This is a genomic window from Desulfuribacillus stibiiarsenatis, from assembly GCF_001742305.1.
Taxonomy (GTDB): domain Bacteria; phylum Bacillota; class Bacilli; order Desulfuribacillales; family Desulfuribacillaceae; genus Desulfuribacillus_A; species Desulfuribacillus_A stibiiarsenatis.
Genome location: NZ_MJAT01000001.1, coordinates 376,467 through 400,702, shown reverse-complemented (window position 1 = coordinate 400,702; position 24,236 = coordinate 376,467). Strand labels below are relative to the sequence as shown.

The window sequence follows — 24,236 nt, the reverse complement described above, 5'->3', positions numbered from 1 at the left end:
CATTCGATATATGGTTACGAACGGTCTTTTCGCTAATGAATAGTAAGTCTGCAATTTCTTTTGTGGTTTTGCTTTGAACTAGTAGTTCAAAAACTTCACGCTCACGGTTGGTCAATAATGGTCTGTCTTTTCTGTTTTTCACAATGCTACCCCTCCTGCACGGCTCAAGGTACCAGGAAGCTAAGGATACAGTCATCATATAATATGTCAATATTAAATGAGGGGTGCGACAATCCTGTATTTTAGGCTTCAAGCCTAAGCCTAATTTTATACTATGTAGCAGGGATATTCGGGGTGCTTTACATTCTTAGAATTATTATGAAATTTCTAAGCTTCTTTCGGCTTTTTGTAATGCAAGCGAGTCTTAGGATCTTTACTAACCATTTCGTATGCTCCAATGATGAGCATGAATCCCCCATAGATCTTCCTTAGGTGGTCTGTATCAATATTCGATGCAATCTTGGCTCCTAAGTATGCGCCCACGACACTACCTATCACCAGATACAGAGCGTGGGTGTAGCTCATATTCTTCTCACGCATATGGGTTATGATGGCAATCAGGGAGATTGGCAGAAACACCGCTAAAGTGGTACCCTGTGCGATTTGCTGAGTGATACCTAGTAACAATACAAGTGCTGGTATGAGTAATTTCCCACCACCAACACCAAGCCCTAATAGAAATCCCATTGCAATACTGATAATCACAACAATCATTGTATCCATTAGCCCATCACCATCCGAATCCCAGCAGCAATCATCACGATTGCAAAAATACGTTTCACCCATGTCATCTTGAGCTTCCGTAATGCCTTAGCGCCGATATACGACCCTACGATGCCACCAATAGCCAGTTTCCAAGCGAGGTTGATGTCTACATTATTATTCTGATAATAGACAAAGGTACTCACTAGGGATGTAGGGAAAATAATTAACAGCGCTGTGCCGTGCGAATGTCGCCGATCCGTGTCCAAAAAATAAATCATAGCAGGGACTAAAATTGTTCCCCCCACACCAAGTAATCCATTGACGATTCCGGTAATAAAGCCAATTACTACGGATAATCCCCGTTTCATGAAAAAACCCCTTTTCCTATCCATATTGTTATTATGGGGAAAAGGGTCAATTTAATTCATCTGCGCGCTGTAAAAATTGTAATAAACACACATCTATCTCGGAAAAGCCTTCACTGTGTAACTGTTCTATCGATGTATGATGCTGTTCTACGAGGAATAACAAGGTAGCATCGTCGGTTATCTGTTCTAAGCGTTTCTTCGACTTCTGTGGATGAAAATAGTAGGTAAATCGATAAGGAGGCTGCTCGGTTTCGAAAATCATCTGTTTGATTGCTCGCTGTTCCGAAGCAGGTTTTTTTTTCAACTGATAATCCTGCACGACGACCCATACCTTTTGCAGAATGGGCAAATCTCCATCCTTGCGTCCGATATCATGCAACAGTGCAGCTTTTTTCAAAGCACTTACATGCTTCGTGTCAAAATTCGTATTTCTGTGATGATTGCATTCATCACTAGACTCATAACCATCTAGTAAACGAAGAACTGTCTGATATACACGAAACGAATGGTACTGGTCAATCTTCGACATCGATAAGAATAGCCGATATTCCTCGCTCGAAAGCTCGTGCCGAATCGATTGGTGGTCAAGTTTCACTAAGGGGGCAATCAGTGCCCAGTATAATTGCATTACTCTGGAAGTACGCAAATTCAAGAATGTCACTCCTAGTACATATTAAATATTACCTTATCCTACCGCCAAAATTGGTGCAACAAAAGTTCATCTGAACTAAGTTTTCTCTATTGTATTACGTTCTAGGAGTAAGTCAATCTTTATTGGCAAATTCGGCAGCCACGCGCGTACATGGCGAGCTGCATCTACAGAAGTAATATAGCAATATCTTGCTTTTCTCAAATCTAAATGCGATACACCACGCTCATGGGAGCTTAAAATCAGGATTGGCAGTTCTATCGTATCAAATACGAAGATTGTATCACCAAATGTACTACAGGAACGCAAGCAGTGTCCGCGCGGGTAATCTTCCGAGCATTCTAATAGATGTACAGGTTCAAAGCCAAAGCGTCTCTTAAGGTTTAGTCCGTCCCTTAACTGGGTTGGGCTTTTCCGTTGTTCTGTTCGTATCGGGTTAATAATCGGATAATGCACATGTAGATATTCCGCCTTAATCCCATGATAGTACATACTGTTCCCTCCTTAATTAAAAACCTGAGCCTTTATAAAACAGGCTCAGGTTCCTATATTCAATATCCTAGCTTCTATAAGACATTATTGTCTAAAAATTAGCTTCTGTACTCCAGCTTGAAATGCATGTCCTATTTGACTATTATCGAAGGCAGCAACTGAAAAGAAGTACTCTTTATTTAAGTCATTAAAAGCAATATCTTTGTCTGAATTTGTTACTAATTTACGTTGAATCTCCATTGTCCATACTCCATTTTCCCATTTTGCTTTTGCTGCAATATCCGCAGGATCACCAGTAATTTGGAAAGAAATTGCTCCAGGAATAAAATCGCCTTCCTTCATTTGAGCCAAATATGCGGAAGTGTATTCTTTTCTGTTATCGATACCTTCTACAATAACATAAGGATTACCATTTTTCACTTCACCATCAAATACATATAAAGGTTGAGATTTATCTTCTGTTGCGTTAACTTTATATTCCTTTTCCCCAGGGTCGGCTTTTCGACCAGCGCCTTTTGTTGCTGGATCTTCAGGATTAAATCTTGTGTTAACCATTTGCTGATCATGCATCAAGCCAGGTTTGTCAGGTCCAAATACAGTATTCTGACGAACAGATTTCCAATGCCACATGTCAAGAATCTCATTTTCTGCATTCGTGTAATGTTTGATAATTGGCGAACCATTCTCTGCTTTGAATTCTGTGGTATGACAAGTCACCCCACACCCCTGCTCGTTAAACCCTGCGACTGAGTCGTTGATATTCCATAACACTGCGAATTTATCTTCGTAATATTCATTATACGGCTTTAAAACTAACTTACCATTCTCTTTGATCCAAGGTCCTCTTGCTAAAGATTCTGTTGAGTCTTCCCACACAAATTGCATATAAATATTTTGATTATCGTATAACGCCTTTATTCCTACTTCTGTATTGCCATCATCAAATTTACCACCTGTTCCCCCTTGTAGCATAGCCCCGCCAGATAATGAAACCTGAAATTCAGGTGCTTGATCCCAAACGTTTTCACTTACACCATCAATCGTAGGGGCTTTATTAGCTTTTATTGCTACTAGCGTGTTTTCTGGGATTTCGTCCTCATTTGGTTGATCCACTGGTGGAACCTTGTCCGCTTGTAAACCGCAACCCGCAATTACAATTATTAGGATTACGAAACAGCATAAAAATAGATGCTTAATTCTATAAATGCCCATTGATAAACCCTCCAAGAATTATATTGCTTACTTAAAACTTAGTGTTACATAATTCAAGATTGTTATTCACTATTAAAGCAAAAAACAGACAACCTAGTCTTAGTACAAGACTAGGTTGTCTGTTTAATATTTTAGCGATTGAAGAAACTCTTAATCGCGTGCTTTGTTGTCTGTTTGTTCAGATCCGCTAAAGAAGTTGTTAAAGGGATTTCCTTCGGACACGCCTTTAGGCAGTTCTGAGAATTACCACAGTCAGTGATTCCACCAGGTCCCATGATTGCTTCTAAGCGATCTTCCTTGTGCATTTCACCTGTTGGGTGAACGTTGAAAAGACGAACTTGGTTGATTGGAGCAGGTCCCATGAACTTCGAACGCTCATTGAAGTTCGGACAAGCTTCCATACAGCAACCGCAAGTCATACACTTTGAAAGCTCATACGCCCATTCGCGCTCTCTTTCTGCCAAACGTGGTCCAGGCCCTAACTCATACGTACCGTCGATAGGAATCCATGCTTTAACCTTCTTCAGGCTATCGAACATCACTTGACGGTCAACCATTAAGTCACGAATTAACGGGAATGATGATAATGGAGCTAAACGCACAGGCTGCTCGATTTGATCAATCAGAGCAGTACAAGCTTGGCGTGGCTTGCCATTAATAATCATTGTGCAAGCACCACAAACTTCTTCTAAACAGTTGCAATCCCAAACCACAGGCTTAGATTTCTCACCTTTTGCGTTTACTGGATTCTTCTGAACTTCCATAAGAACACTGATTACGTTCATGTTCTTGCGGTAAGGAACCTTGAATTCTTCTGTATATGTGTTTCCCTCAGGATTATCTTGACGTTCAACGATTATATGGATAAATTCTTGAGCCATTTTCATTCGCCCCCTTAAGCCTCATATTTTCGTGGACGAGGTTTGATTAGTGAAATATCAACCTCTTCATACTCAAACATTGGTCCATCTGCTGTATATTTCGCTTTTGTTGTTTTTAACCAGTTCTCATCGTCACGATCTGGGAATTCAGGCTTGTAGTGTGCACCACGTGACTCGTTACGGTTTAACGCTCCAATTGTAATGACTCGTGCTAATTCAAGCATAGTCTTCAATTGACGAGTAAATACTGCCGACTGGTTGCTCCACTTCACTGAGTCTTCTAGGTTGATGTCCTTATAACGTTCCATTAACTCTAGGATCTTCACATCCGTAGCCGCTAACTTGTCGTTGAAACGAACAACTGTCACGTTCTCTGTTAATACATCGCCCAGTTCTTTATGCAACTGATAAGGGTTTTCCTTACCGTTCATCGCATAGATATCCGTCATTTTCTTCTCTTCTGCTTTTTGGGAGCTTTCGAATACTGACTCGCTAATGTCTTTTACAGACTTCTTAACACCCTTCATGTATTCAATTGCCTTAGGCCCTGTGACCATACCCGCATAGATTGCAGATAATAACGAGTTCGCACCTAAACGGTTTGCACCGTGGTATTGATAGTCACATTCTCCAGCAGCGAATAGACCTTGGATGTTCGTCATATGGTTAAAGTCTACCCAGATTCCACCCATTGAGTAGTGAACGCCTGGGAATATCTTCATTGGCAATTTACGTGGATCTTCTCCTACGAACTTTTCGTAGATTTCGATAATACCACCAAGTTTACGATCTAATTCTTTCGGATCTTTATGAGAAAGGTCAAGGTAAACCATGTTCTCGCCATTGATTCCTAGCTTCTGATTCACGCACACATCGAAAATTTCTCGAGTTGCAATGTCACGAGGCACTAGGTTTCCGTATGCAGGATACTTCTCTTCTAGGAAGTACCATGGTTTGCCATCTTTATATGTCCATACTCGTCCGCCTTCACCACGTGCAGATTCTGACATTAGACGAAGCTTGTCGTCTCCAGGAATCGCCGTAGGGTGAATTTGAATGAACTCACCATTGGCAAAGTAAGCACCTTGTAGGTAAGCAGCACCAACAGCAGCACCAGTATTGATTACTGAGTTAGTAGATTTTCCAAAGATCATTCCAGGTCCACCAGTAGCAAGAATTACAGCGTCCCCTTTAAATGTCTTAAATTCCATAGTAGTTAGGCTCTGTACAACGATCCCGCGACAGATTTGCTCGTCGTCTAATACTACAGATACCATTTCCCAACCTTCGTATTTCGTTACAAGGCCAGCATCTTCATGCTTACGTACTTGTTCATCACAAGCATATAGTAACTGTTGTCCAGTGGTTGCACCCGCGAAAGCTGTTCTGTGACGCTTTGTTCCACCGAAACGACGGAAATCTATTAATCCTTCTGGCGTACGACTGAACATTACGCCCATGCGGTCCATTAAGTGAATGATTCCAGGCGCTGCTTCACACATTTCCTTTACTGGCGGTTGGTTCGCTAAGAAGTCTCCACCATAAATCGTATCGTCAAAGTGCTCCCAAGTAGAGTCTCCCTCTCCTTTTGTGTTAACAGCTCCGTTGATACCACCTTGAGCACAAGCAGAGTGAGAGCGTTTTACAGGACATAGTGATATTAAGTCAACAGGTACTCCAGCTTCAGCGGCTTTCATTGTTGCCATTAAGCCAGCAAGTCCGCCACCAACAACGATTAATCTTTGTTTACTCATCTTGTAAGTCCCCCTCCTATACGAAAGCTAAGATCGCGCGTACTCCAACAAAAGAAAGTACGAAGAACAGAACAATTGTAGCTTTTGCTACTAGCTGTTGCGATCTTGGTCCTACAGTAATTCCCCAAGTGATTAGGAAACCCCATAAACCATTAGCAAAGTGATAAGCAGTTGCGATAATTCCTAGAATGAAAAAGCCTAGTGAGAACGGATTGGCAACGATAGCTGCCATAGATTCAAAGTTAATAGGCGTACCGTATACTACATGAGATAGTCTTAAATGCCATACGTGCCAGATTAAGAATACAAACATGATAACACCAGAAACTCTTTGTAAAACGAAAGCCCAGTTACGTCCATAGCCATAGCGGTCCACGTTGTATTGCGCGTGGTAGACTATGTACATACCATAGATTCCGTGAAGTAATAGTGGGAAAATAATGACAAATAGTTCAACAAAGATAAAGTATGGTAAAGTCATTAGCCCCATGAATCCATTAACCATCGCATCATAAGTTTCAGGACCTTTAAGTGCTAGTGAATTTACATAAAAATGTTCCATTAAGAATATTCCCAATGGAATTACGCCTAATAAAGAATGTACTTTTCGTAATAAAAAATGATTACCGCGTTCCATGCAAAAGGTTCCTCCTCCCGTTTTTCAAGCAAACTACAAAACTACTAATTTCATTAAACTCTTAATCTAAAACTCTTTAAATTCTAACAACAAACTCTTAAATGCTGATAAAATCTCTTTAAAACTTAAAAACTACTAATATAGAACTTGTACAAACTTCCCCAAAAAAGCAGTAAAAAAAGTGGCGTATCTGTATCTATCGCCAGACTCCTCCCCAAATCCTCCTTCTATATCAGAATTTTTCGTTTTCTTATGTGTTATATTACACCTACCCTAAGCACCAGTCAATAACCTACAGCCCTTTAAATCAGTGTTTGATTTTTTGTTCATTTAGGTCTATGTCTGGGTTCGTCATTCGGTACGGATCCAAATAGGAATCAATTTCCTCTTTGCTCAATACATGGTGCTCTAAACACAACTCTTGCACTGACTTACCAGTTTTCACTGCTTCCTTGGCAATCATGGAAGCCTTCTCATAACCAATATATGGACTAACTGCTGTAATAATACCAACAGACTTATCAATGAATTCTTGAAGGTGTTTCATGTTCGCTTGAATTCCCTCTACGCAGTAGTCGGTAAACACACGAAACGAATGATTCATAATATGAATCGATTGAATTAAATTAAAGGACAGCACTGGCACCATCACGTTTAACTCAAATTGACCGGCACTCGAAGCATTACTAATCACCGTATCGTTCCCCATGACCTGATACGCCACCTGATTGATTAACTCTGCCATTACAGGATTTACTTTTCCAGGCATAATCGAAGAACCTGGCTGCCGCGCTGGAACTTTAATCTCTGATAGTCCCGTTGTCGGCCCCGATGCCATAAAACGAATATCATTAGCAATCTTACACATGTTCACCATGCAGATTTTCAGTGCGGCAGAAACCTCGGTATAGCTGTCAGTGTTTTGCGTTGCATCGACAAGATGATCCGCTCTTTCTAGTGGCAAATCTGTAATTTCTCGCAAATGAGCAAGTACTTGCTCTAGGTACACATGGTCTGTGTTAATCGCCGTACCGATAGCAGTTCCTCCGATGTTCACATTCAAGAGGTGCTGCTGGGTGCGTTGAATCCTTTGGATATCACGGAAAATCACCGCCGCATACGCTTCGAATTCCTGACCAAGACGAATTGGAACAGCATCCTGGAGATGTGTTCTGCCCATTTTTAAAATGGAGTCAAACTCCTTCGCCTTATCTTGGAATGCCTGATATAAATCCTCTATTGTATCTAACAGCATATCGAGCATATAAATGACGGCTATATGGATTGCTGTCGGTACAACGTCGTTAGTGGATTGCGATTTATTGACATGATTAATCGGATGTAAGGATTCGTAGTCGCCTTTCATCTTTCCCATGATTTCTAGGGCGCGGTTGCAGATGACTTCATTCGTATTCATGTTTAAGGAAGTCCCTGCCCCACCTTGGATTGGGTCAACAGCAAATTGGTCGTGTAGTTTGCCTTGCATAATTTCGCCAGCAGCTTTTACGATTGCCTGTCCTAGTACAGTATCTAAGTGACCGGCATCCATATTCGCCAGTGCTGCGGCTTTCTTCACAGCAGCTAATGATACAATCAACGATTGATGGATATTATATCCTGTAATCGGGAAGTTCTCTAAAGCGCGTACGGTGTGGATTCCATAGTATTTATCTAATGGGATTTCCTTCTCCCCTAAAAAGTCTTTCTCAATTCTGTGATGAACTTCGACTGCCATGAGTTCGACCTTCTTTCCAGTAATGTATGCTTTTACAATTCCCCAAATTGTAATTTTATATGAGACTAGCTAATACGAGAGATCCATTGTAATAAAAAAACGACCTCAGAATGAAGTCGTTACAAGTGAATAATGTTACAAGTAAATAAGGCTACGGTTTGTCGTTTAATGCATCTATAATCTGCTTGGCGAGAACATCGCCGATGCCGATTTGACGAAAGTCTTCCACGGATGCTTCGCGAATCTTCTGCAGGGATCCGAAGTGCTTCAGAAGAGCTTTCCGACGCTTTTCTCCGACACCTTTAATATTGTCTAAGGCTGATGTAAAGGTATTCTTACTCTTGGTCTGACGGTGGAAGGTAATCGCGAAGCGATGTACTTCCTCTTGGATGCGTTGTAAAAGGTAGAACGCTTCACTGGATCGTTCCAGTGGTATCACTTGCGCTTCTTTACCAAAAAGGATCTGCTCTGTTTTATGCTCACGATTTTTCTTCAAACCACAGATTGGAATATCGAGTCCCAATTCATTTTCTAGTACGTCTATAACGCTTGAGATATGGCCTTTCCCACCATCGATGACAATTAGGTCTGGCAACGGTAGGTTGTCCTTTAATACGCGCATGTACCTTCTGCGAATGACCTCTCGCATTGTCGAGTAATCATCGGCACCTTCTACGGTTCGCACTTTATACTTCCTATATTCCTTACGTGCTGGCTTACCATCGATATAGACAACCATCGCCGACACTGGGTCTGTCCCTTGAATGTTCGAGTTATCGAATGCTTCAATGCGCTTTGGAATCTCAATATTAAAGGCGTTTCCGATATCTTCAATGGCTTTGTGGGTGCGATTGAAGTCCTTTTCAAGAAATAAGAATCGTTCTTCCACAGCTACTCGTGCGTTTTTACTCGCCAGTTCTACGAGTTCCTTTTTCGGTCCGCGTTGTGGTACTTTGACTTTAATCGATAGCCAATCTTCCAGAGCGAGGGCATCATCTAAAAGCAGGCTCTCGTCCATCTCAGGTAGTAAAATTTCCTTCGGCAAGGCATGATTCTCATGATAATACTGGCTCACAAAAGACATAAAATCTTCTTGCTCTTCCCCATAATGCTTAAACAAGCTGACATCACGCTCAATCAATTTCCCTTGTCGCATGAAAAAGACCTGCACACACATCCAACCATTCTGCGCATAATATCCAAAGATATCACGGTCAAGGTTATCTGTTAGGATGATCTTCTGCTTTTCCATAATCGCTTGAATCGCTGCTATTTGATCCCGAAAATCCTTCGCCCGTTCAAAGTCTAAAGCCTCGGATGCTCTATGCATCTTGTCCTTTAAATCATTACAAAGGCTGCGATAATCACCTTTTAAAAACCGCGTTATATCAGCTACGATTGACTCGTATTTCTGAACATCCACCGTTTCGTTGCATGGAGCAAAGCATTGTCCCATGTGAAAATAGAGGCAAGGTCGGTTCTTCATCGTTTTGCACTTACGCAACGGATAAATTCGACTCAATAACCTTTTCGTCTCGTGGGCTGCCTGGGCGCTTGGATAAGGTCCGAAATATCTCCCGTGATCCTTGTGCACTTTGCGCACGACATCGAGTCGCGGATGTGTTTCGTTGGTTATTTTCAAATAGGGATATGTCTTATCATCCTTAAGAAGGATGTTGTATTGTGGCTTATATTGCTTAATTAAATTACACTCTAAAATTAATGCTTCCGTCGGAGAGTCGGTGATAATGTATTCAAAGTCTGTGATGTTCGCAACGAGTCTTTGTGTCTTCTCATCATGGCTTCCAGTGAAATAGGAACGCACACGATTCTTCAAAACCTTTGCTTTCCCGACATATATGATTTCGCCAGCATCATTCTTCATTAGATAGCAGCCTGGCTTTGCAGGAAGTAACGATAGTTTCTCTTGTAGGTTCACGATTTCACCTTCTCCCAGCAATTCACATAGTAAAAATTGTAGCCTTATCGACCTTAGTATTTCGTCACTATTTATTGTCTCTTCATTATTTAGTGTCTCTTCATTATTCTATATCAAGGATTGTATGAACCATGTTCAAGTCGCCAATTGGGAAGATGTGAACGCCGGCAATCGACAATTTTCTAAGTTCGTGGTATAGCTCTTTCGCTATGGCAACACCTGCTACTTGCCCCCCTGCTTCGACACGATCCATTATTTCTCGGGAAATACGAATGCCTGGCACCTTGTCGTTGAGGTAAGTCGCAACTTTAAAGCTCTTTAACGGCAAAATTCCGTATAAAATCTTCGCCGTGATGTTCTCTTCTGCTAAGCGTTTCTCGAATGTCAGGACTGTTTCGATGTCGAATACTGGCTGAGTTTGGAAGAATTCAACACCAGCAGCAATTTTCTCTTTGACTTTGCGAATTTCATCATCGAGATCATCGGCACCTGGATTGGCTACTGCTCCGATAAAGAAATCTGATGGTTTATTCAGGTCTTTTCCAGACAAGTCTTTGCCTTCATTTAAGGTCTTTGCAATCTTGGCAAGCCCGACAGAATTGACATCAAAAATCCCTGACGCATCGGGATGATCCCCTTGTTTCGGTGAATCACCTGTGAGCGTTAAAATATTGCGGACCCCTAGAGCAGCCGCTCCTAATAACTCAGATTGCAGTCCAAGGAGGTTTCGATCGCGGCACGTTAAATGGAATATCGCCTCCATATTTACGTCCTTTTGCAAAATATGCGACAAAGCGATTGGACTCATACGCATCGTAGCCATTGGGCTATCTGCAATATTGACTGCATCAACGGTACCGTATAACTTCTTAGCTTTCGTTAATGTTGGATCTGGATCTGCACCCTTTGGTGGTTCTAACTCTACGGTTACTACAAAGGTTCCTGCTCTCAACTTATCTCGTAAACTGAATGTATTCATCTTCTATCTCCTCGGCTCTCTATAGTAACTTTTGAGTAAATTCCTTCTATCACTTCTATATTAAATGTATAAATTGAATTATCGCATTCATTGGAAGTAGCGGTTAATAATAAATGTCACTCTTATATTGTCTTGATTCAGGTGTTAATTCACTTGTAGGTTGCTAATTAAGTTTTTACATAATTGTACAGCTTCTACTGCATCCTTCGCATATCCATCCGCACCAATCTCATTGGCATAACTTCTCGTAACCACAGCACCACCGACAATTACCTTCACAGGAATATTGCGCTCTTTCACCTTTTCAATCAGCTCAGGCATTCTCGTCATTGTAGTCGTCATCAGTGCGCTGAGACCAATGATTTCTGCATTTTCATCGATGGCACGTTGGATAATATCTTCAGTGTCGATGTTCTTACCTAGATCAATGACGTCAAAGCCATGATTGGCGAGTAAAACACTTAATATGTTTTTCCCGATGTCGTGGATATCTCCCTTTACAGTTGCTAGAATAATCTTCGCTATTTTCTTCGACCCTGATTTCTTCAGTTCTGGCTCTAAGAATCCGAAGCTTGCAGTCATTGTTTCGCCTGCTAACATAAGCTGTGGTAGGAAGAAAATCCCCTTACCAAACTTATCTCCAACTTCTTCAATCCCTGGGATGAGACCTTGATTCAGTAATTCCATCGCTGTTTTCCCTTGATTAATTCCTTTTTCAAGTCTAGCCACAACGTTTTCTTTGTCGCCTGTGATAACGGTTTGTTTCAATTGCTCAAAGATATCTTCGATTTGCTCGATATCTGCGTTTTTCTTATTATCTCTCTGGGCGAATTTCACTTCGCCTGTCTGGTCTTCAAAGTATTGTGACCATTCAATGTAATTCGCTGCATGTGGATCACGATTTGCGAGAACAGCACTAGTCTTCAACGTCATCATCATGTTCGCATCTAATGGATTGATGATACCCGCATCAAGGCCAGCCCCTAATGCCATAGCAAAGAATGTTCTATTAATAAGAGGACGTTTCGGTAATCCGAAAGAAACGTTACTTACGCCTAAGATGGTGGTTACGCTAAGCTTTGCTTTTACTTCTGTGATTGCTTGTAAGGTTTGTCCAATTGCTTCAGGTTGGGCACTTGCTGTTAGTACTAAACAGTCAACGATAATATCCTTCGCTGGAATCCCGAACCCTTTAGCGCGCTCGACAATCTTCGTAGCGATTTCTATGCGTTTTTCCTTTGATTCTGGTAGTCCATCATCGTCTAGTGCAAGGGCCACGACGGATGCTCCAAAACGCTTCACAAGCGGTAGTACTTCTTCTAGACTTTTTTCCTCGCCATTGACAGAATTGATCAGTGCTTTTCCGTGATATTGCTTAAGTCCCGCTTCAAGAACGGCAGGATCTGTACTATCTAGCATCAATGGTGTATCGACTAACGTTTGAATGCGATTGACTGCAATTTTCATTGCCTCTACTTGGTCGATTTTCGGCACACCCATGTTTACGTCCAGTACTGAAGCGCCTGCCTCCGTTTGTTCCATGGCTTCTTTCCGAACTAAGTCCATCTTCCCTGCGCGAATCTCTTCAGATAAAGGCTTTCGGCCCGTTGGGTTAATCCGTTCTCCGACTGCCACTGGAGCTAATTTCGCAGCAATCTCTGTAGATTTCGTACGACTTGCTATGCGTAAGCCAAAGGAATGATTTCTCGCTTGTGGCACTGCACTTTCGACAGCCTTTGCTATTGCTGCAATATGCTCAGGTGAGCTCCCACAACATGCCCCAACAATATTGGCACCTGCCGCGACGATTTGCACCGCATAATCAGCCATTTCTTGTGGCGTTGCATCAAAGACGGTTTGTCCATTGACTAACTTCGGAAGGCCAGCATTCGGTTGTATTATAATTGGAAGGTTCGTGTTAGCTGCAAAGATTTTGCAAGTCTCTAATAATTCTTTCGGTCCGCCAGAGCAGTTCGCCCCAATGGCGGCAATGCCCATACGTTCTAATATAATGGCAGCACTTCGAGGATCAGTTCCTGTAAATGTGCGTTGGTCTTCATTAAATGTTAAAGAAGAAATGACAGGAATCTTCGTGTTCTCTATAGCTGCTAGAGCAGCGGCACGCATCTCCCCTATATCGCCAGAAGTTTCTATAATTAATAAATCTGCGCCACCCTTTTCTAAGGCGATGGCTTGCTCCTTGAAAATCTCGTACATTTCATCAAAGGTTGTTTCCCCAAGAGGGTCAACAAATTTACCCGTAGGGCCCATGGAGCCTGCTACCCATTGATTCTCTTGGAAAGTCGCATTCTTCGCACATTGAACAGCCTTCATGTTAATCTCTTCAAGCTGGTCCTCAAGGCCATACTCCTCAAGCTTAATGCGATTCCCACCGAATGTATTGGTCGTAACAACGTTACTTCCCGCTTCGAAATATTTGCGATGGATTTCTGTGATCACATCCGGGTTTTCTAAATTCCAGCTCTCGGGACAACCGCCCACTGGAAAGCCTCTGCTTTGAAGCTGCGTACCCATTGCCCCATCAAAAATTAAGATATTTGTCTTAAGAAAACTCGTTAACCAATGTTCCAACAGAAATCATCTCCTTATCGAATCGTACATTATTTCAAATGCTAGCTTAATGAAACTATATATACGTTATACATCAATCTTTCATATATCCAATTACTTTTCTCTAAAGTCACACTCTGCAGAATCGCACCGTTTGCATTTGTTCTGTTCTGTGTTTTGCTGAATGTTCTGTTTCGTATTTTGCTGCTCGTTAAGTAGTGTTTGCTCCTGTTTAGGGAACCATCCAATCAGTGCCGTGACAGACTTTCTAGGAATGAGCTGACAATACTCGGTAATCCTCACGCCGATTTGATCTGTTTGTAAAAAGGTTATTATGTCTCTCTGATGCTCGACCGACCAACCGCCATACCCAGGACTGAATCGAAAGCGCGTATCGTAGCCTTTTCTTTTCGCTTCTTTGATCACGTAGTCGTTCACGTAATCGGCTACTCGCTCCACAGAGTCAGATCCAATCGCATCTAATACCAACGCCTTAGTAGGTTCATTCTTGGTAAATAGCTCGTCGATTTCATGGTCGATCGCTTCACCTATAGTTACCGTCATGAGCGTCAGCTTTTCGCAGGTTTCTAGATGCTTATAAATCTTCTCCCCTACAATTACATACTTCCCGCCATCACATTCCATTTTCCATTGCTCCGGATCTTTATCAGTGATTGCCAGTGTGGTAATGATGCCCTGTGGAGTAATAAGATATTTGGACTGCTGAATCATCGAATCAAGCAGGGAATTGATTTCATCAGAAGATTCAGACTTATTTTTTTTAAAACCGAGGTAGCGCACGACTTCACTACGGTTTACTGTAATCGGAACATGGGAAAATATCATGATTTCAACCCCTTCAGATAGAAGTCTGGAAATACTCTAGCAAAGCACGCAATTTATTTATCTCAGCGGCGTTTACTAATACTCCCACTTCTATAAGTGGGAGAAAGTGCCGCCAAGCTTCGAAATAAGTGCAACTAGAGTTCAGGTGGAGCAAAAACTCCATCTGAACTAAGTTTTCTTTATGATAAGAAAATTATACTTCCTTATATGCAAAAAAGCCTCTATAGAAAGAGGCTTGGTTTACGGACTCTTTCTCATCTACAGGAATTGGCACCGTGCAGCATTCTGCCGGTTGCCGGGCTTCATAGGGCCAGTCCCTCCACCTACTCTCGATAAGATTCATTCAATATCGATATATATTTTAGAACATGGTACAATACCACTATTCATATGTCAACATGGAAAATTAGTCTAATACAATTTTCGCTTCATCTTTAATGGACTCAATATATTGAAAGGCTTCCTTGACCTGCTGCTCGTCACCCTCAAGTACAATCGTAACTGCACCTTCAGAGCCATTGACGCCACCGGACGCCACGTGGGTTGCGGAGATTCCGTATAACACTTCAAATGCCTCAATTTCTGAAATCACTGTTGCATTTGGAACTGGGATAAGGCCTACTGGAAGTCCTGCCACAAGGTCTAAAGTGTCTTGTCCTAACTCAATAGAAGCTGTGAGTACATCAGGAATCAATTTCTCAAGACTTACTGGACAGATAAACTGTGCGCCTCTTGCAATCACAGGACCATACGCTAGGCCAATCGTGCCACCTCTGCGATCAGAACTAAGGACGCCCACGTTTCCTTCTAAGTCTACAGCATTGCCGCCTTTTATGAAGATATCGCCTGCCACAAAATCCGTTAACACATCATTCCAAGGAAGTGTGGACTCTTCCCCTTTGACGAGTGAAATCGGCTTCAAACGTTTACTATCATCCGTTGTTGTAACTTTTCCAGCGGATACAATGCCCGCCGTATAGTAGGCTTTCTCTATACTTTTTCCTGTAATTTCTTCTGCAACAAAGCCGTTGGTTGTACCTCCTGCAATAATCACACGGCCATCCTCTAAAGCCTTCTTCACTTCTGGAAGTTGGCTCACTGCTCTTCCAATTAAACGTTTCGATACATTTGGATTCAACACCACTAACGCTTTCATATGTAAAACCTCCATTACATCAAATGAGAAATAAAAATCTATGTAAAATTACTAATAATCTTATAAGCATTAGTATACCATATAAATGTAGCAAAATTACAGCTTACAACCTATTGAAAGGTTGTATTTGCATCGGTTGTGTTGTAAAATGAATTTTGATGTAGCGAATACGATATTAGGAGGATTAATAATATGGCTGAAATCAATGCACAGATGACTATTTCTGAAGTGGTTCAAAAGTTCCCTGAGTCTATTGAAGTGTTTATGAGTCATGGCTTAGGTTGCGTAGGTTGCTCTGCGGCTAGATACGAGAACATCGCTCAAGGCGCTGCTGTTCACGGTATCGACGTAGACACACTAGTAGCTGATCTTAACGCAGCAATTAAAAAGTAATTCATTACACGGTTACATATAAAAAAATCCGCCCTTTGGCGGATTTTTTGCATTGTGACTATATTCAAAATATAGTACTATATTGGGTGGGGTATCTATAGATATATTAATGAGATATTTCTTTAGGTAAGTTTTATAAAAAGAATAGGAGATGAAAAACGTGGAATCCATCAAAAGTGCTTTTCAAGCATTTAATGAACAGGCATTGGAATTTCTCGGCGCGATAAACGATATCGTCTGGGGTCCTCCAATGCTGTTTCTACTTGTTGGTACTGGAATCTTTTTAACTATCCGTTTAAAAGGATTACAGTTTAGGAAGCTGATTTATGCACACAAGTTAATTTTCACAAAGGACAAGAACAGCCCTGGAGATATTTCTCATTTCCAAGCGCTCACTACTGCACTTGCTGCAACGATCGGTACTGGTAACATTGCCGGCGTAGCAACAGCGATTTTCTGGGGTGGACCTGGTGCCGTTTTCTGGATGTGGATGACTGGTCTTGTAGGTATGGCAACGAAATATGCAGAAGCAGTTCTTGCGGTGAAGTATCGTGTAACTGACGCAAAAGGTGAAATGTCAGGTGGTCCGATGTACTACATCGAAAAAGGACTTGGTATGAAGTGGTTAGGAATCTTATTCGCAATCTTCGGTGCTATTGCAGCATTCGGTATCGGGAATATGGTTCAATCGAATTCAGTAGCTGCTGCAGTGGAAAGAACATTTAATATCGCCCCTTGGGTTACAGGACTTATTTTAGTTGCATTTACTGCATTAGTAGTACTTGGTGGAATTAAGAGCATTGGAAAAGTAACATCATATTTAGTGCCAATTATGGCTGCTATCTATGTGGCAGGTGGACTTATTGTATTATTTATTAACTTTACTGCGATTCCTGAAGCTTTAGCTTCTATTTTCAAGTATGCTTTCACTGCGGATGCTGCGATTGGTGGTGGTATCGGTGCTGCCATTCGTTACGGAGTAGCTCGTGGGGTATTCTCGAATGAAGCTGGTCTAGGTAGTGCGCCGATCGCTGCTGCTGCCGCTAAAACCGATTACCCTGGAAGACAAGCACTTGTAAGTATGACGCAAACTTTCATTGATACAATCGTTGTATGTTCGATTACAGCGTTAGCAATCTTAACGACTGGAGTCCTTGGCAATGGTGAGACTGGTGCTGCACTAACAACTAGCGCATTCAGCATGGCGTTACCAGGAATCGGGAAATATATCGTTGCAATTGGTATCATCTTATTCGCTTACTCTACCATCTTAGGCTGGTGCTACTATGGTGAGAAGTGCTTAGAGTACTTGGCTGGTACAAAGGCTGTACCTTTCTACCGTTACATCTTCGTTGCAGCAATTTTCTTAGGCGCTGTGGCTGAACTTGAGCTTGTTTGGAATTTCTCTGATGTAATGAATGGTTTAATGGCGTTACCGAACTTAATTGCACTCCTTGGATTAAGTGGTGTGGTAGTTGCTGAAACCAACCGTTTCTTAAATGAGACAAGAGATGAACGTAAGAAAGAAGTAAAGGCTGAAGTTGAGGCGTAATCCTTCAACATTGGAAGGATACTTAATAACATTAAATTAAATTAAATGAAAAGATGACTCGACATTTAATATTTGTCGGGTCATCTTCTTTGTATCTTACGACCTTCACTGGATGCGGCAAAAGTTAAAATCATCATTGCAGTGATTAAAACAATATTAATCCAGTGGCGCATGTAATCATCGACTTGTGTAATAAAGATCGTAAATAAATTCATGCTAATCGCTGTCACTTGAATCGCAACGATTGCTACTTGGATAGGCGTTAGTTTCATGTAAGGTGGCCTCCGGCTCCAGATATTTCCCTACTATCTTATCCACCTAGCAAGCTTTATACACGAGTGTTATTCAGTATGTACTGTTTGTAACTCAATAATTTTTGTGCAAACAAATCAGTTGCGTTGCATTCCATCCATTTTTCTTATAAAAATCTAAAGCAGGGGTATTGTTCTTGTCTGCTACTAGTTGAATCCTCTTTGCACCATTTTTCAAGGACCAATCTTCAACAGCATTTAGCAGTTTCTTCCCAACACCGCTTCCTCTATACTCTTGTTCTACCACGAGGTCTTCAATAATGGAAGATAGCCCACCCTCAGCAGTAGATATAACGAATTGGGCTGTACACATTCCGATGACATGATGATTGCGCTCACAAACCATAATACAACAACGCTCTGGGTCTGCTAGCATTCGTTCAAGCCCTTGCTGTTGCTTATATCGATCAACAGTAAAGTCATGTTCAATAGAAAATAGAATACCGAGTAGGTTGACTAAGCAAGGAATATCAGTCTGCTCAGCTTTTCGTATTTTATATGTATCTGTCATTTTGAGCTTACCTCAGAACCTTCTAGTATCTCTTTTTGCATTTTCTTACTTAAAGACTTGAGAATCAGTCCGTATGACATATCGATCATTTGTTTCAGCACATCATCTGGAACTTCTCCGTCTAGATATACAGAGTTCCAATGTTCTTTATTCATATAGTATCCTGGTATTATATTTGCATGTTGGTCTCTTAAAAGTTGTCCGAATAATGGCTCACATTTTACCGTAATGACTTCTCGATTTGTATTATCAGTCCCTTGTAATCCAAACATTTTCCCACCAATGAGATATCGGGTTGCACCCCACTCTTCCTTAAAGTCCTTGAGCGCCCCTTTCTTCGAAAGAAAATATTCATCCATCCATTCATACTTCATCTATAATTCCTCCTTCTGGATTTTTGTTTCTAGCACCTAACTTCATTGTGACCAATGATTTCGAAATATACATTGCTTTTATCATTTTCCTAAAGCGGGTATGATGAGAAGTACCCTCCATAAATTTCAGCTGAGCTTTTTCACATTTGCTGATAATTGAAGCTATAGGTCGTATTGCTTCTAGCAATTCTTCTTTTGTGTACATATCAATATCTTTATTGTCTGTTATCAATGATTTAGAAATGGATAATGCTTTAATTCTGTTCTTGAGGAGTGTGTGATGGGTGGTTCCTTCTGCAAACTTTGGCTGTGTTTTTTCGCATCGATTGATGACTGACGAAACAATTTGTAGCGTCTCATCTAAATCTTCTTTTGTATATTGATCCATATATCTAATTAAACCCTTAGCGCGCCACGGAAACCCCTGGCAGCATAGTAGGATTCTGCCCCATTGTGGTACATAAAGACAGTGTCATAGCGACGATCACAAAAGATTGCCCCACCTAGTTTTCTAATGTTATCAGGTGTCTTTACCCAGCTCGATGTTTTCGTATCGAAATTTCCCAGTTTCTGTAGCTCGCGGTATTGGTCTTCCGTTAAAAGCTCTATGCCCATGTCAGCAGCCATTTCAATCGCACTATTTTCTGGTTTATGTTCTTTCCTTGACTCCAGTGCTTCACGGTCATAACAAACACTTCTGCGGCCTTTAGGACTTTCCATTGAACAGTCATAAAATGTGGATTCGTCCGTATCTTTATCAAGACCTACAACATCTGGTTCCCCGCCGGTTCGTTCCATTTCACTAAGCGACCACAGTTTTTCAATGTTAACTTCTAGCTTAGCCTGTACTTTAGACCATTCAAGCCCTTCGTGGCGGCTCATGTTTTTCTCAAAACGATCTTTCAATATTCCGAGTAGTTCTTCTCGTTGTTCTAATGATAATTCCTTATTCACGATATGATCTCCCCTCTTAAACTGTATCAACATTTGGTAAATCGTTAATTATTTCTAAGAATTCTGTTCCAACACCATTAATTAAATGCGGTTCATTTGCTGCATGAATATAATATAAGTTTTTTTCTTTACTAAGTTTTTCGACCACTTTTGCGGATTCTTCAAAGTCGTTACCACTTTCTACTAATTCTGCAGAAACAGGATATTTTGCTGTTGAATTATTCATGATTTCCTCACCCGCCATTATCTGTGTTCAACACTATACTTTAAATATCACATCAAAATTTTTCGATTTAAAATTGCTATAATACCGTCCTTTGTATGCTGTGAATTTTAAAACACAATAGTCTGGATCTGTTACACCTAATGGATAATACATTGTGTCACCATCACGCCAAATCATTTCCTTTGAATCGTTATCTTCCAACACCTCCATAGTCCCCTTTAACATCACACCTCTGAAAAAACGCTTATCACAAAAGTATACCGTTGCTTTTGAGTTTTCTTTGTATTGTCTTACTCTCATAGACGAAGTGTTAGTCGTAAAATAAATATGCTGGATTCCCTCTCTTTTTCGTGGCGGTAACATAGCTTTCATATTTGGAAATCCTTCATCATCTACAGACCCGATAAAAGAAACTCCTATTTTGTCAATTAAATTCCCTATTGTTTTCTCTACTTCTTTCATTGTGACGCCCTCCTTGTGAATTTACTTATTACGAACTTTATGTATTAATTCTAATATTTCAAATCATAACCGTAAATTACACACTTTTTTGTGGGTATTATATCTTAATCAATAATTCCTTTTATTCTTAGCACATTTTCCAATCCGTTTTCCTTCATAAGTTCGATTCCTATATTTTGCATAATTGTAATCGCTTCAAGCACCTTTTTCCCACGATCTGTTAAATAATATTCAACCTTCAGTGGATAGCCATCAAATGTCTTTTTACCTATAATTCTAAACTCCAAAAGTTCTTTTAATTGTTCTATTAGCATTTTTTGATTAATTCCTTGTATATTCTTTTCAAGATTTGCAAGTGATGTGTTGCCAAGTCTTAACTGCCATAATATAATCGGTTTCCATTTCCCTTTTGTAATATCATGTGTCAGTTCTAATGGGCAGGTATATTCTTCTCTGATTTTCAATGGAATTCACCCCGATTTCCTCCAATGATATGAATCAATATCTTTATTACAGAATAAAAAAGGACCTAGTTGCCCTAAATGTCATTTTTGCTATTTTAATATTTTTCGCGACTTTATTGGTTATTATTTCTATTTTTATATGTGTATATCCTGCTAAAAAAGGAAAAAGTGGCAGACGATTTAGTACAATAGGAGTACAATTAATATTCTATAAAATTTTCTCTTGACATTAGTTTGATATCAAACTATAATTCAAACATGAAAACAAATAATATAATCTCACTTATTTCAAATGCAAGGGCAGTAGCTAATACCTTCCTTAAACAAGAACTAAAAAAACATGGCTTACAAGAGCTTGTTCCTGCCCATGGAAGCATCCTTTTTGCTCTTATTAATGCTGAGCAAATGACCATGAAGGATTTAGCAAGCGCTATTCGAAGAGACAAGTCAACACTGACTGCTCTGGTAACCAAGCTTGAAAAACTCGGTTATGTTCTGCGTTTCACCTCTTACGATGATCATCGGGTAAGCTTCGTAAAACTTACAGATAAAGGTAGAGAGCTTAAGGAATCTTTTGAAGCAATTTCTAAAAGTCTAATCGAGACTGGTCTAAAGGATCTTTCCCCCACAGAAAAAGAAACGATAGCAATAATACTCACTAAGATAATTCAAAATTACGATTAACATGGGGCTATTATTATAGCCCCATAAATTAAACACATATAGTTTGATGTCAAACTTTTTTCGCGATTTATATCTAAATCCTAAGGAGGCAATAATTATGAACGAAACAGTAAAATTTTTATCCGATAACCCTGTAGTATATTTAGCAACTGTTGATATGAACGGTTATCCACGGGTTCGTCCATTTCAATTTATGTTCGAGAAAGATAGTAAAGTTTATTTCTGCACATCCAATCAAAAAGATGTATATGCTCAAATTCAGAACCAGCCATATGTAGAGTTTTCTTCTATGTCTAAAGATTTCTCATGGATCAGGTTATTTGGTAAGGCGGTTTTTTCGAATGACTTGAACATAAAAAAGAAAATCATTGAAAGCAATGATTTAGTTCGCTCTATTTATCAGACACCTGATAATCCAGTATTTGAAGTATTCTACTTGGAAGATGCTGAGTCTACCATTGCTGATTTCTCTGGTAAACCACCTAGAACCTTCAGGTTCTAAGCCAATAAAATCTCCATCTGATTTCCGAAAATATTTCTTTCCTTGTACCTTTAATACCCTTTATTGGAAAATCTGCCTCTGGAAGATCGATAATTGGTTAAGGGAATAAAGTTATCATACATACAGTGATAATAAAAAACAAAACTCAAACAAGAGCGTTCTATTGTTTGAGTTTTAGTAATTTTAATCCATATGTTATTTTCTTAAAAACCAGCACCTTAGCTTATATATTGCACGCACTGATTAATAGCGTTCTGATCGATTAATTTAGCAACTTCCTCGAGAACAAATGTCTCGCGCTGAATAGACAACCCCATCGAATTTTCCTTATTAGCAATTACCTGCCTGTTATGAGCTATCGCTTCATTGATATCAATCCAAACAGCACTCATACCATTGGATATTTCATAATTTTCTAACTTAGCTTCTCCGAAACCGTCACTTATACTACAAAAATAAAAATAAGATAGCATATGCATGTAGTCGTATTCCGGTTTATAATATGGGCGAGTCTCATCAATGTAACCGAATTCTGAAATGATTCGTATATCCATAGCGCCCGTTTCTTCATGTAGTTCTCTCTTAAGACCTTGGTGAAGATCTTCATGTGAATCAACTCCACCACCCGGAAAGCTATAATCATTATAACACTTCGTGTACATCAACAGAATTTCCGAACCCTTTGTGACGATGGCTCTTGCTGCAATACGTTTAAATCCGACACCTTCGCTATTAGTTAAGCTAGGGCATACCATTTTATTAAGTAATTTCATTATTCTATTTCCTTTCTAGTAACTCCATAAAAGTTTCATTGAATAAAACAACCTTACCTTCTTTTTGCTTTTCCTTTGAAATGGTTGTCAGATTTTTGACTGTTTCTTTCAATATATTATTTTCCGTTCAAGTGATAGATTAGTTGCACAACGCCCGAGGAGAACCTTCTTGTATCAACCATTTTTAAATTCAAACGCTGTTTTATACCAATAAACAAAGGGTTTCCTTCCCCTAAAACAACAGGGTGAACAGATAATCTAAATTCATCAACAAGTCCTGAATTAATAAAAGTTGTAATAAGACTTGCTCCACCATATAGCCAGATGTCTTTACCTGGCTTATTCTTTAATTCATCTATTTCTTCAAGAATATTATCATTTATGAATATTGCTTTATTATCAGTCCCTTTTTGAGTTCTGGAAAACACATATTTCTCTTTACTATGAATTAGTCCCCAAATTTCATTTTCAGTATTAGTAGATTCAGTTTCTGGAGTAAATTGTCCCCATAAGTCATAGCTTTTCTGCACATAAAATTCTCACTATTTATTCGATTAATTGTTCATTGATTTCATTGATAAATTCCGGTTTAAAAGCAATATTGTTATCTTTAAGGATCATAAATTCATATATTATTCTATTGATTTTAGCTAATGTTTCTAATTGGATTATGTCTTTCTCATCAAACGATTGTTGATTGATGTATTTTTTATTTAATTGATAAATTTGGAACGCACTTACATCAAGGGATTGTTCTAGAATTAAAAATTCTTGATTGAAATTTTTCATGTGTTTTCTCTGCACTTGATTTGTGATAGAAACAAGATCACGACTAAGCATTAAAACACTGTTCCAGTTATCAAGTCTATTTGCAGGAATTTGTCCCTCTATATTTAAATCATCTTTTAAATATTCCAAAGAACGTGCAATCGAAATGGTGTTACTAGATATGATGTTAAGTAGGTAATAGTTATTACGTTTTTCAAAGGCTAACTGCGATTGGTAGGAATGAAAATATGCCGTGTTAAATACCAATGATATTATTAAAATGAACTCTAATACACTTTTCGGTCTATTGTTCATCCAAAACCCTCCATGGCGCGTAA

Annotated in this window: 29 protein-coding genes, 1 pseudogene and 1 riboswitch; of the genes and pseudogenes, 4 read left to right on the top strand and 26 right to left on the bottom strand. The window is 39.8% G+C overall.

The genetic code is table 11. From position 1 onward, the window contains the following. From BHU72_RS01865 to BHU72_RS01795, 15 genes are all read right to left on the bottom strand, one after another. Positions 1 to 196, bottom strand: a 196-nt coding sequence (locus BHU72_RS01865) for a LuxR C-terminal-related transcriptional regulator (RefSeq protein ID WP_083248196.1), incomplete at its 3' end; no start/stop codon positions are given. Between the two features lie 131 nt (positions 197 to 327). Beyond that, on the bottom strand, positions 328 to 723 hold the full coding sequence (locus BHU72_RS01860) for a sulfite exporter TauE/SafE family protein (RefSeq protein WP_176720373.1): 396 nt from the start codon (positions 721 to 723) through the stop codon (positions 328 to 330). Next, positions 723 to 1,073, bottom strand: coding sequence for a sulfite exporter TauE/SafE family protein (locus tag BHU72_RS01855; RefSeq protein WP_069700901.1), 351 nt, complete (start codon positions 1,071 to 1,073; stop codon positions 723 to 725). Before BHU72_RS01855 ends, BHU72_RS01860 begins: the two co-directional genes overlap by 1 nt. 46 nt (positions 1,074 to 1,119) lie before the next feature. Next, positions 1,120 to 1,725 (bottom strand): HD-GYP domain-containing protein, encoded by a 606-nt coding sequence (locus tag BHU72_RS01850; RefSeq protein ID WP_069700900.1) that lies wholly within the window; start codon positions 1,723 to 1,725, stop codon positions 1,120 to 1,122. Between the two features lie 75 nt (positions 1,726 to 1,800). After that, a complete protein-coding gene (locus tag BHU72_RS01845) occupies positions 1,801 to 2,214 on the bottom strand; it encodes a hypothetical protein (RefSeq protein ID WP_069700899.1) in 414 nt (137 codons plus the stop codon). Between the two features lie 84 nt (positions 2,215 to 2,298). Continuing rightward, positions 2,299 to 3,426 (bottom strand): ethylbenzene dehydrogenase-related protein, encoded by a 1,128-nt coding sequence (locus tag BHU72_RS01840; protein ID WP_069700898.1) that lies wholly within the window; start codon positions 3,424 to 3,426, stop codon positions 2,299 to 2,301. Between the two features lie 131 nt (positions 3,427 to 3,557). Further along, the gene (gene sdhB, locus BHU72_RS01835; protein ID WP_069700897.1) at positions 3,558 to 4,307 is read right to left on the bottom strand and encodes a succinate dehydrogenase iron-sulfur subunit; all 750 of its coding nucleotides are present in this window, start codon (positions 4,305 to 4,307) and stop codon (positions 3,558 to 3,560) included. A 14-nt stretch (positions 4,308 to 4,321) separates the two neighbouring features. Then, on the bottom strand, positions 4,322 to 6,061 hold the full coding sequence (gene sdhA / locus BHU72_RS01830) for a succinate dehydrogenase flavoprotein subunit (RefSeq protein WP_069700896.1): 1,740 nt from the start codon (positions 6,059 to 6,061) through the stop codon (positions 4,322 to 4,324). Between the two features lie 16 nt (positions 6,062 to 6,077). Further along, on the bottom strand, positions 6,078 to 6,698 hold the full coding sequence (locus BHU72_RS01825) for a succinate dehydrogenase cytochrome b558 subunit (RefSeq protein ID WP_069700895.1): 621 nt from the start codon (positions 6,696 to 6,698) through the stop codon (positions 6,078 to 6,080). 307 nt (positions 6,699 to 7,005) lie between these two features. Further along, a complete protein-coding gene (gene aspA, locus BHU72_RS01820; RefSeq protein WP_069700894.1) occupies positions 7,006 to 8,433 on the bottom strand; it encodes an aspartate ammonia-lyase in 1,428 nt (475 codons plus the stop codon). Positions 8,434 to 8,584: 151 nt separating this feature from the next. Beyond that, complete coding sequence (gene uvrC / locus BHU72_RS01815) at positions 8,585 to 10,375, bottom strand: excinuclease ABC subunit UvrC (RefSeq protein ID WP_141709224.1); 1,791 nt, start codon at positions 10,373 to 10,375, stop codon at positions 8,585 to 8,587. A 100-nt stretch (positions 10,376 to 10,475) separates the two neighbouring features. Further along, positions 10,476 to 11,351, bottom strand: coding sequence for a methylenetetrahydrofolate reductase (locus BHU72_RS01810; RefSeq protein ID WP_069700892.1), 876 nt, complete (start codon positions 11,349 to 11,351; stop codon positions 10,476 to 10,478). Between the two features lie 144 nt (positions 11,352 to 11,495). Then, positions 11,496 to 13,943 (bottom strand): homocysteine S-methyltransferase family protein, encoded by a 2,448-nt coding sequence (locus tag BHU72_RS01805; RefSeq protein ID WP_218076073.1) that lies wholly within the window; start codon positions 13,941 to 13,943, stop codon positions 11,496 to 11,498. Between the two features lie 93 nt (positions 13,944 to 14,036). Beyond that, a complete protein-coding gene (locus BHU72_RS01800) occupies positions 14,037 to 14,768 on the bottom strand; it encodes a vitamin B12 dependent-methionine synthase activation domain-containing protein (protein WP_069700891.1) in 732 nt (243 codons plus the stop codon). 251 nt (positions 14,769 to 15,019) lie between these two features. Next, a riboswitch (SAM riboswitch) is annotated at positions 15,020 to 15,107 on the bottom strand. A gap of 67 nt (positions 15,108 to 15,174) precedes the next feature. Next, a complete protein-coding gene (locus tag BHU72_RS01795; protein ID WP_069700890.1) occupies positions 15,175 to 15,924 on the bottom strand; it encodes a hypothetical protein in 750 nt (249 codons plus the stop codon). 192 nt (positions 15,925 to 16,116) lie between these two features. Here BHU72_RS01795 and BHU72_RS01790 point away from each other — a divergent pair, with 192 nt between their 5' ends. Then, positions 16,117 to 16,317, top strand: a complete 201-nt coding sequence (locus BHU72_RS01790; protein ID WP_069700889.1) for a DUF1858 domain-containing protein — start codon at positions 16,117 to 16,119, stop codon at positions 16,315 to 16,317. A gap of 160 nt (positions 16,318 to 16,477) precedes the next feature. Continuing rightward, a complete protein-coding gene (locus BHU72_RS01785) occupies positions 16,478 to 17,869 on the top strand; it encodes an alanine/glycine:cation symporter family protein (RefSeq protein WP_301553469.1) in 1,392 nt (463 codons plus the stop codon). Between the two features lie 80 nt (positions 17,870 to 17,949). On the opposite strand, the gene BHU72_RS01780 is transcribed toward BHU72_RS01785, so the two are convergent. From BHU72_RS01780 to BHU72_RS01745, 8 genes are all read right to left on the bottom strand, one after another. Beyond that, a complete protein-coding gene (locus tag BHU72_RS01780) occupies positions 17,950 to 18,141 on the bottom strand; it encodes a hypothetical protein (protein ID WP_069700888.1) in 192 nt (63 codons plus the stop codon). A gap of 94 nt (positions 18,142 to 18,235) precedes the next feature. Next, a complete protein-coding gene (locus BHU72_RS01775) occupies positions 18,236 to 18,691 on the bottom strand; it encodes a GNAT family N-acetyltransferase (RefSeq protein WP_069700887.1) in 456 nt (151 codons plus the stop codon). Next, positions 18,688 to 19,065, bottom strand: coding sequence for an MmcQ/YjbR family DNA-binding protein (locus tag BHU72_RS01770; RefSeq protein WP_069700886.1), 378 nt, complete (start codon positions 19,063 to 19,065; stop codon positions 18,688 to 18,690). Before BHU72_RS01770 ends, BHU72_RS01775 begins: the two co-directional genes overlap by 4 nt. Then, a complete protein-coding gene (locus BHU72_RS16065; protein WP_069700885.1) occupies positions 19,055 to 19,453 on the bottom strand; it encodes a hypothetical protein in 399 nt (132 codons plus the stop codon). Before BHU72_RS16065 ends, BHU72_RS01770 begins: the two co-directional genes overlap by 11 nt. A gap of 8 nt (positions 19,454 to 19,461) precedes the next feature. Beyond that, a complete protein-coding gene (locus BHU72_RS01760; protein ID WP_069700884.1) occupies positions 19,462 to 20,052 on the bottom strand; it encodes a DUF4256 domain-containing protein in 591 nt (196 codons plus the stop codon). Then, positions 20,036 to 20,263, bottom strand: coding sequence for a pyridoxal-phosphate dependent enzyme (locus tag BHU72_RS01755; RefSeq protein WP_141709216.1), 228 nt, complete (start codon positions 20,261 to 20,263; stop codon positions 20,036 to 20,038). The genes BHU72_RS01760 and BHU72_RS01755 overlap by 17 nt, the downstream gene beginning before the upstream one ends. Before the next feature lie 15 nt (positions 20,264 to 20,278). Then, positions 20,279 to 20,707 (bottom strand): pyridoxamine 5'-phosphate oxidase family protein, encoded by a 429-nt coding sequence (locus tag BHU72_RS01750; protein WP_069700882.1) that lies wholly within the window; start codon positions 20,705 to 20,707, stop codon positions 20,279 to 20,281. A gap of 104 nt (positions 20,708 to 20,811) precedes the next feature. Further along, positions 20,812 to 21,171 (bottom strand): winged helix-turn-helix transcriptional regulator, encoded by a 360-nt coding sequence (locus BHU72_RS01745; RefSeq protein WP_069700881.1) that lies wholly within the window; start codon positions 21,169 to 21,171, stop codon positions 20,812 to 20,814. Between the two features lie 258 nt (positions 21,172 to 21,429). Between BHU72_RS01745 and BHU72_RS01740 the strand changes: the two genes are divergently transcribed. Together BHU72_RS01740 and BHU72_RS01735 are read left to right on the top strand one after the other, a co-directional pair. Beyond that, on the top strand, positions 21,430 to 21,855 hold the full coding sequence (locus BHU72_RS01740) for a MarR family winged helix-turn-helix transcriptional regulator (RefSeq protein ID WP_069700880.1): 426 nt from the start codon (positions 21,430 to 21,432) through the stop codon (positions 21,853 to 21,855). A 97-nt stretch (positions 21,856 to 21,952) separates the two neighbouring features. Beyond that, on the top strand, positions 21,953 to 22,357 hold the full coding sequence (locus BHU72_RS01735) for a pyridoxamine 5'-phosphate oxidase family protein (protein WP_069700879.1): 405 nt from the start codon (positions 21,953 to 21,955) through the stop codon (positions 22,355 to 22,357). Between the two features lie 218 nt (positions 22,358 to 22,575). Here BHU72_RS01735 and BHU72_RS01730 read toward each other — a convergent pair whose 3' ends face one another. The 3 genes and pseudogenes from BHU72_RS01730 to BHU72_RS15310 all read right to left on the bottom strand — a co-directional run bounded on the left by BHU72_RS01730 (position 22,576) and on the right by BHU72_RS15310 (position 24,213). Further along, positions 22,576 to 23,130 (bottom strand): NUDIX domain-containing protein, encoded by a 555-nt coding sequence (locus BHU72_RS01730; protein ID WP_069700878.1) that lies wholly within the window; start codon positions 23,128 to 23,130, stop codon positions 22,576 to 22,578. Between the two features lie 116 nt (positions 23,131 to 23,246). Beyond that, positions 23,247 to 23,663, bottom strand: a pseudogene (locus BHU72_RS01725) (dihydrofolate reductase family protein); the annotation flags it as partial. Between the two features lie 13 nt (positions 23,664 to 23,676). Continuing rightward, complete coding sequence (locus tag BHU72_RS15310) at positions 23,677 to 24,213, bottom strand: hypothetical protein (RefSeq protein WP_083248187.1); 537 nt, start codon at positions 24,211 to 24,213, stop codon at positions 23,677 to 23,679. Positions 24,214 to 24,236 lie beyond the last annotated feature (23 nt).

Bases quoted from the DNA above. Each gene is read 5' to 3' on its own strand.
- BHU72_RS01755 (WP_141709216.1), bottom strand. From the start codon at position 20,263: ATGGCGGGTGAGGAAATCATGAATAATTCAACAGCAAAATATCCTGTT.
- BHU72_RS16065 (WP_069700885.1), bottom strand. From the start codon at position 19,453: ATGGATCAATATACAAAAGAAGATTTAGATGAGACGCTACAAATTGTT.
- BHU72_RS01735 (WP_069700879.1), top strand. From the start codon at position 21,953: ATGAACGAAACAGTAAAATTTTTATCCGATAACCCTGTAGTATATTTA.
- BHU72_RS01775 (WP_069700887.1), bottom strand. From the start codon at position 18,691: ATGACAGATACATATAAAATACGAAAAGCTGAGCAGACTGATATTCCT.
- BHU72_RS01730 (WP_069700878.1), bottom strand. From the start codon at position 23,130: ATGAAATTACTTAATAAAATGGTATGCCCTAGCTTAACTAATAGCGAA.
- BHU72_RS01800 (WP_069700891.1), bottom strand. From the start codon at position 14,768: ATGATATTTTCCCATGTTCCGATTACAGTAAACCGTAGTGAAGTCGTG.
- BHU72_RS15310 (WP_083248187.1), bottom strand. From the start codon at position 24,213: ATGAACAATAGACCGAAAAGTGTATTAGAGTTCATTTTAATAATATCA.
- BHU72_RS01795 (WP_069700890.1), bottom strand. From the start codon at position 15,924: ATGAAAGCGTTAGTGGTGTTGAATCCAAATGTATCGAAACGTTTAATT.
- BHU72_RS01780 (WP_069700888.1), bottom strand. From the start codon at position 18,141: ATGAAACTAACGCCTATCCAAGTAGCAATCGTTGCGATTCAAGTGACA.
- BHU72_RS01760 (WP_069700884.1), bottom strand. From the start codon at position 20,052: ATGTTGATACAGTTTAAGAGGGGAGATCATATCGTGAATAAGGAATTA.
- BHU72_RS01845 (WP_069700899.1), bottom strand. From the start codon at position 2,214: ATGTACTATCATGGGATTAAGGCGGAATATCTACATGTGCATTATCCG.
- BHU72_RS01860 (WP_176720373.1), bottom strand. From the start codon at position 723: ATGGATACAATGATTGTTGTGATTATCAGTATTGCAATGGGATTTCTA.
- BHU72_RS01790 (WP_069700889.1), top strand. From the start codon at position 16,117: ATGGCTGAAATCAATGCACAGATGACTATTTCTGAAGTGGTTCAAAAG.
- BHU72_RS01810 (WP_069700892.1), bottom strand. From the start codon at position 11,351: ATGAATACATTCAGTTTACGAGATAAGTTGAGAGCAGGAACCTTTGTA.
- BHU72_RS01770 (WP_069700886.1), bottom strand. From the start codon at position 19,065: ATGAAGTATGAATGGATGGATGAATATTTTCTTTCGAAGAAAGGGGCG.
- BHU72_RS01825 (WP_069700895.1), bottom strand. From the start codon at position 6,698: ATGGAACGCGGTAATCATTTTTTATTACGAAAAGTACATTCTTTATTA.
- BHU72_RS01750 (WP_069700882.1), bottom strand. From the start codon at position 20,707: ATGAAAGAAGTAGAGAAAACAATAGGGAATTTAATTGACAAAATAGGA.
- sdhA (WP_069700896.1), bottom strand. From the start codon at position 6,061: ATGAGTAAACAAAGATTAATCGTTGTTGGTGGCGGACTTGCTGGCTTA.
- sdhB (WP_069700897.1), bottom strand. From the start codon at position 4,307: ATGGCTCAAGAATTTATCCATATAATCGTTGAACGTCAAGATAATCCT.
- BHU72_RS01855 (WP_069700901.1), bottom strand. From the start codon at position 1,073: ATGAAACGGGGATTATCCGTAGTAATTGGCTTTATTACCGGAATCGTC.
- BHU72_RS01840 (WP_069700898.1), bottom strand. From the start codon at position 3,426: ATGGGCATTTATAGAATTAAGCATCTATTTTTATGCTGTTTCGTAATC.
- aspA (WP_069700894.1), bottom strand. From the start codon at position 8,433: ATGGCAGTCGAAGTTCATCACAGAATTGAGAAAGACTTTTTAGGGGAG.
- BHU72_RS01740 (WP_069700880.1), top strand. From the start codon at position 21,430: ATGAAAACAAATAATATAATCTCACTTATTTCAAATGCAAGGGCAGTA.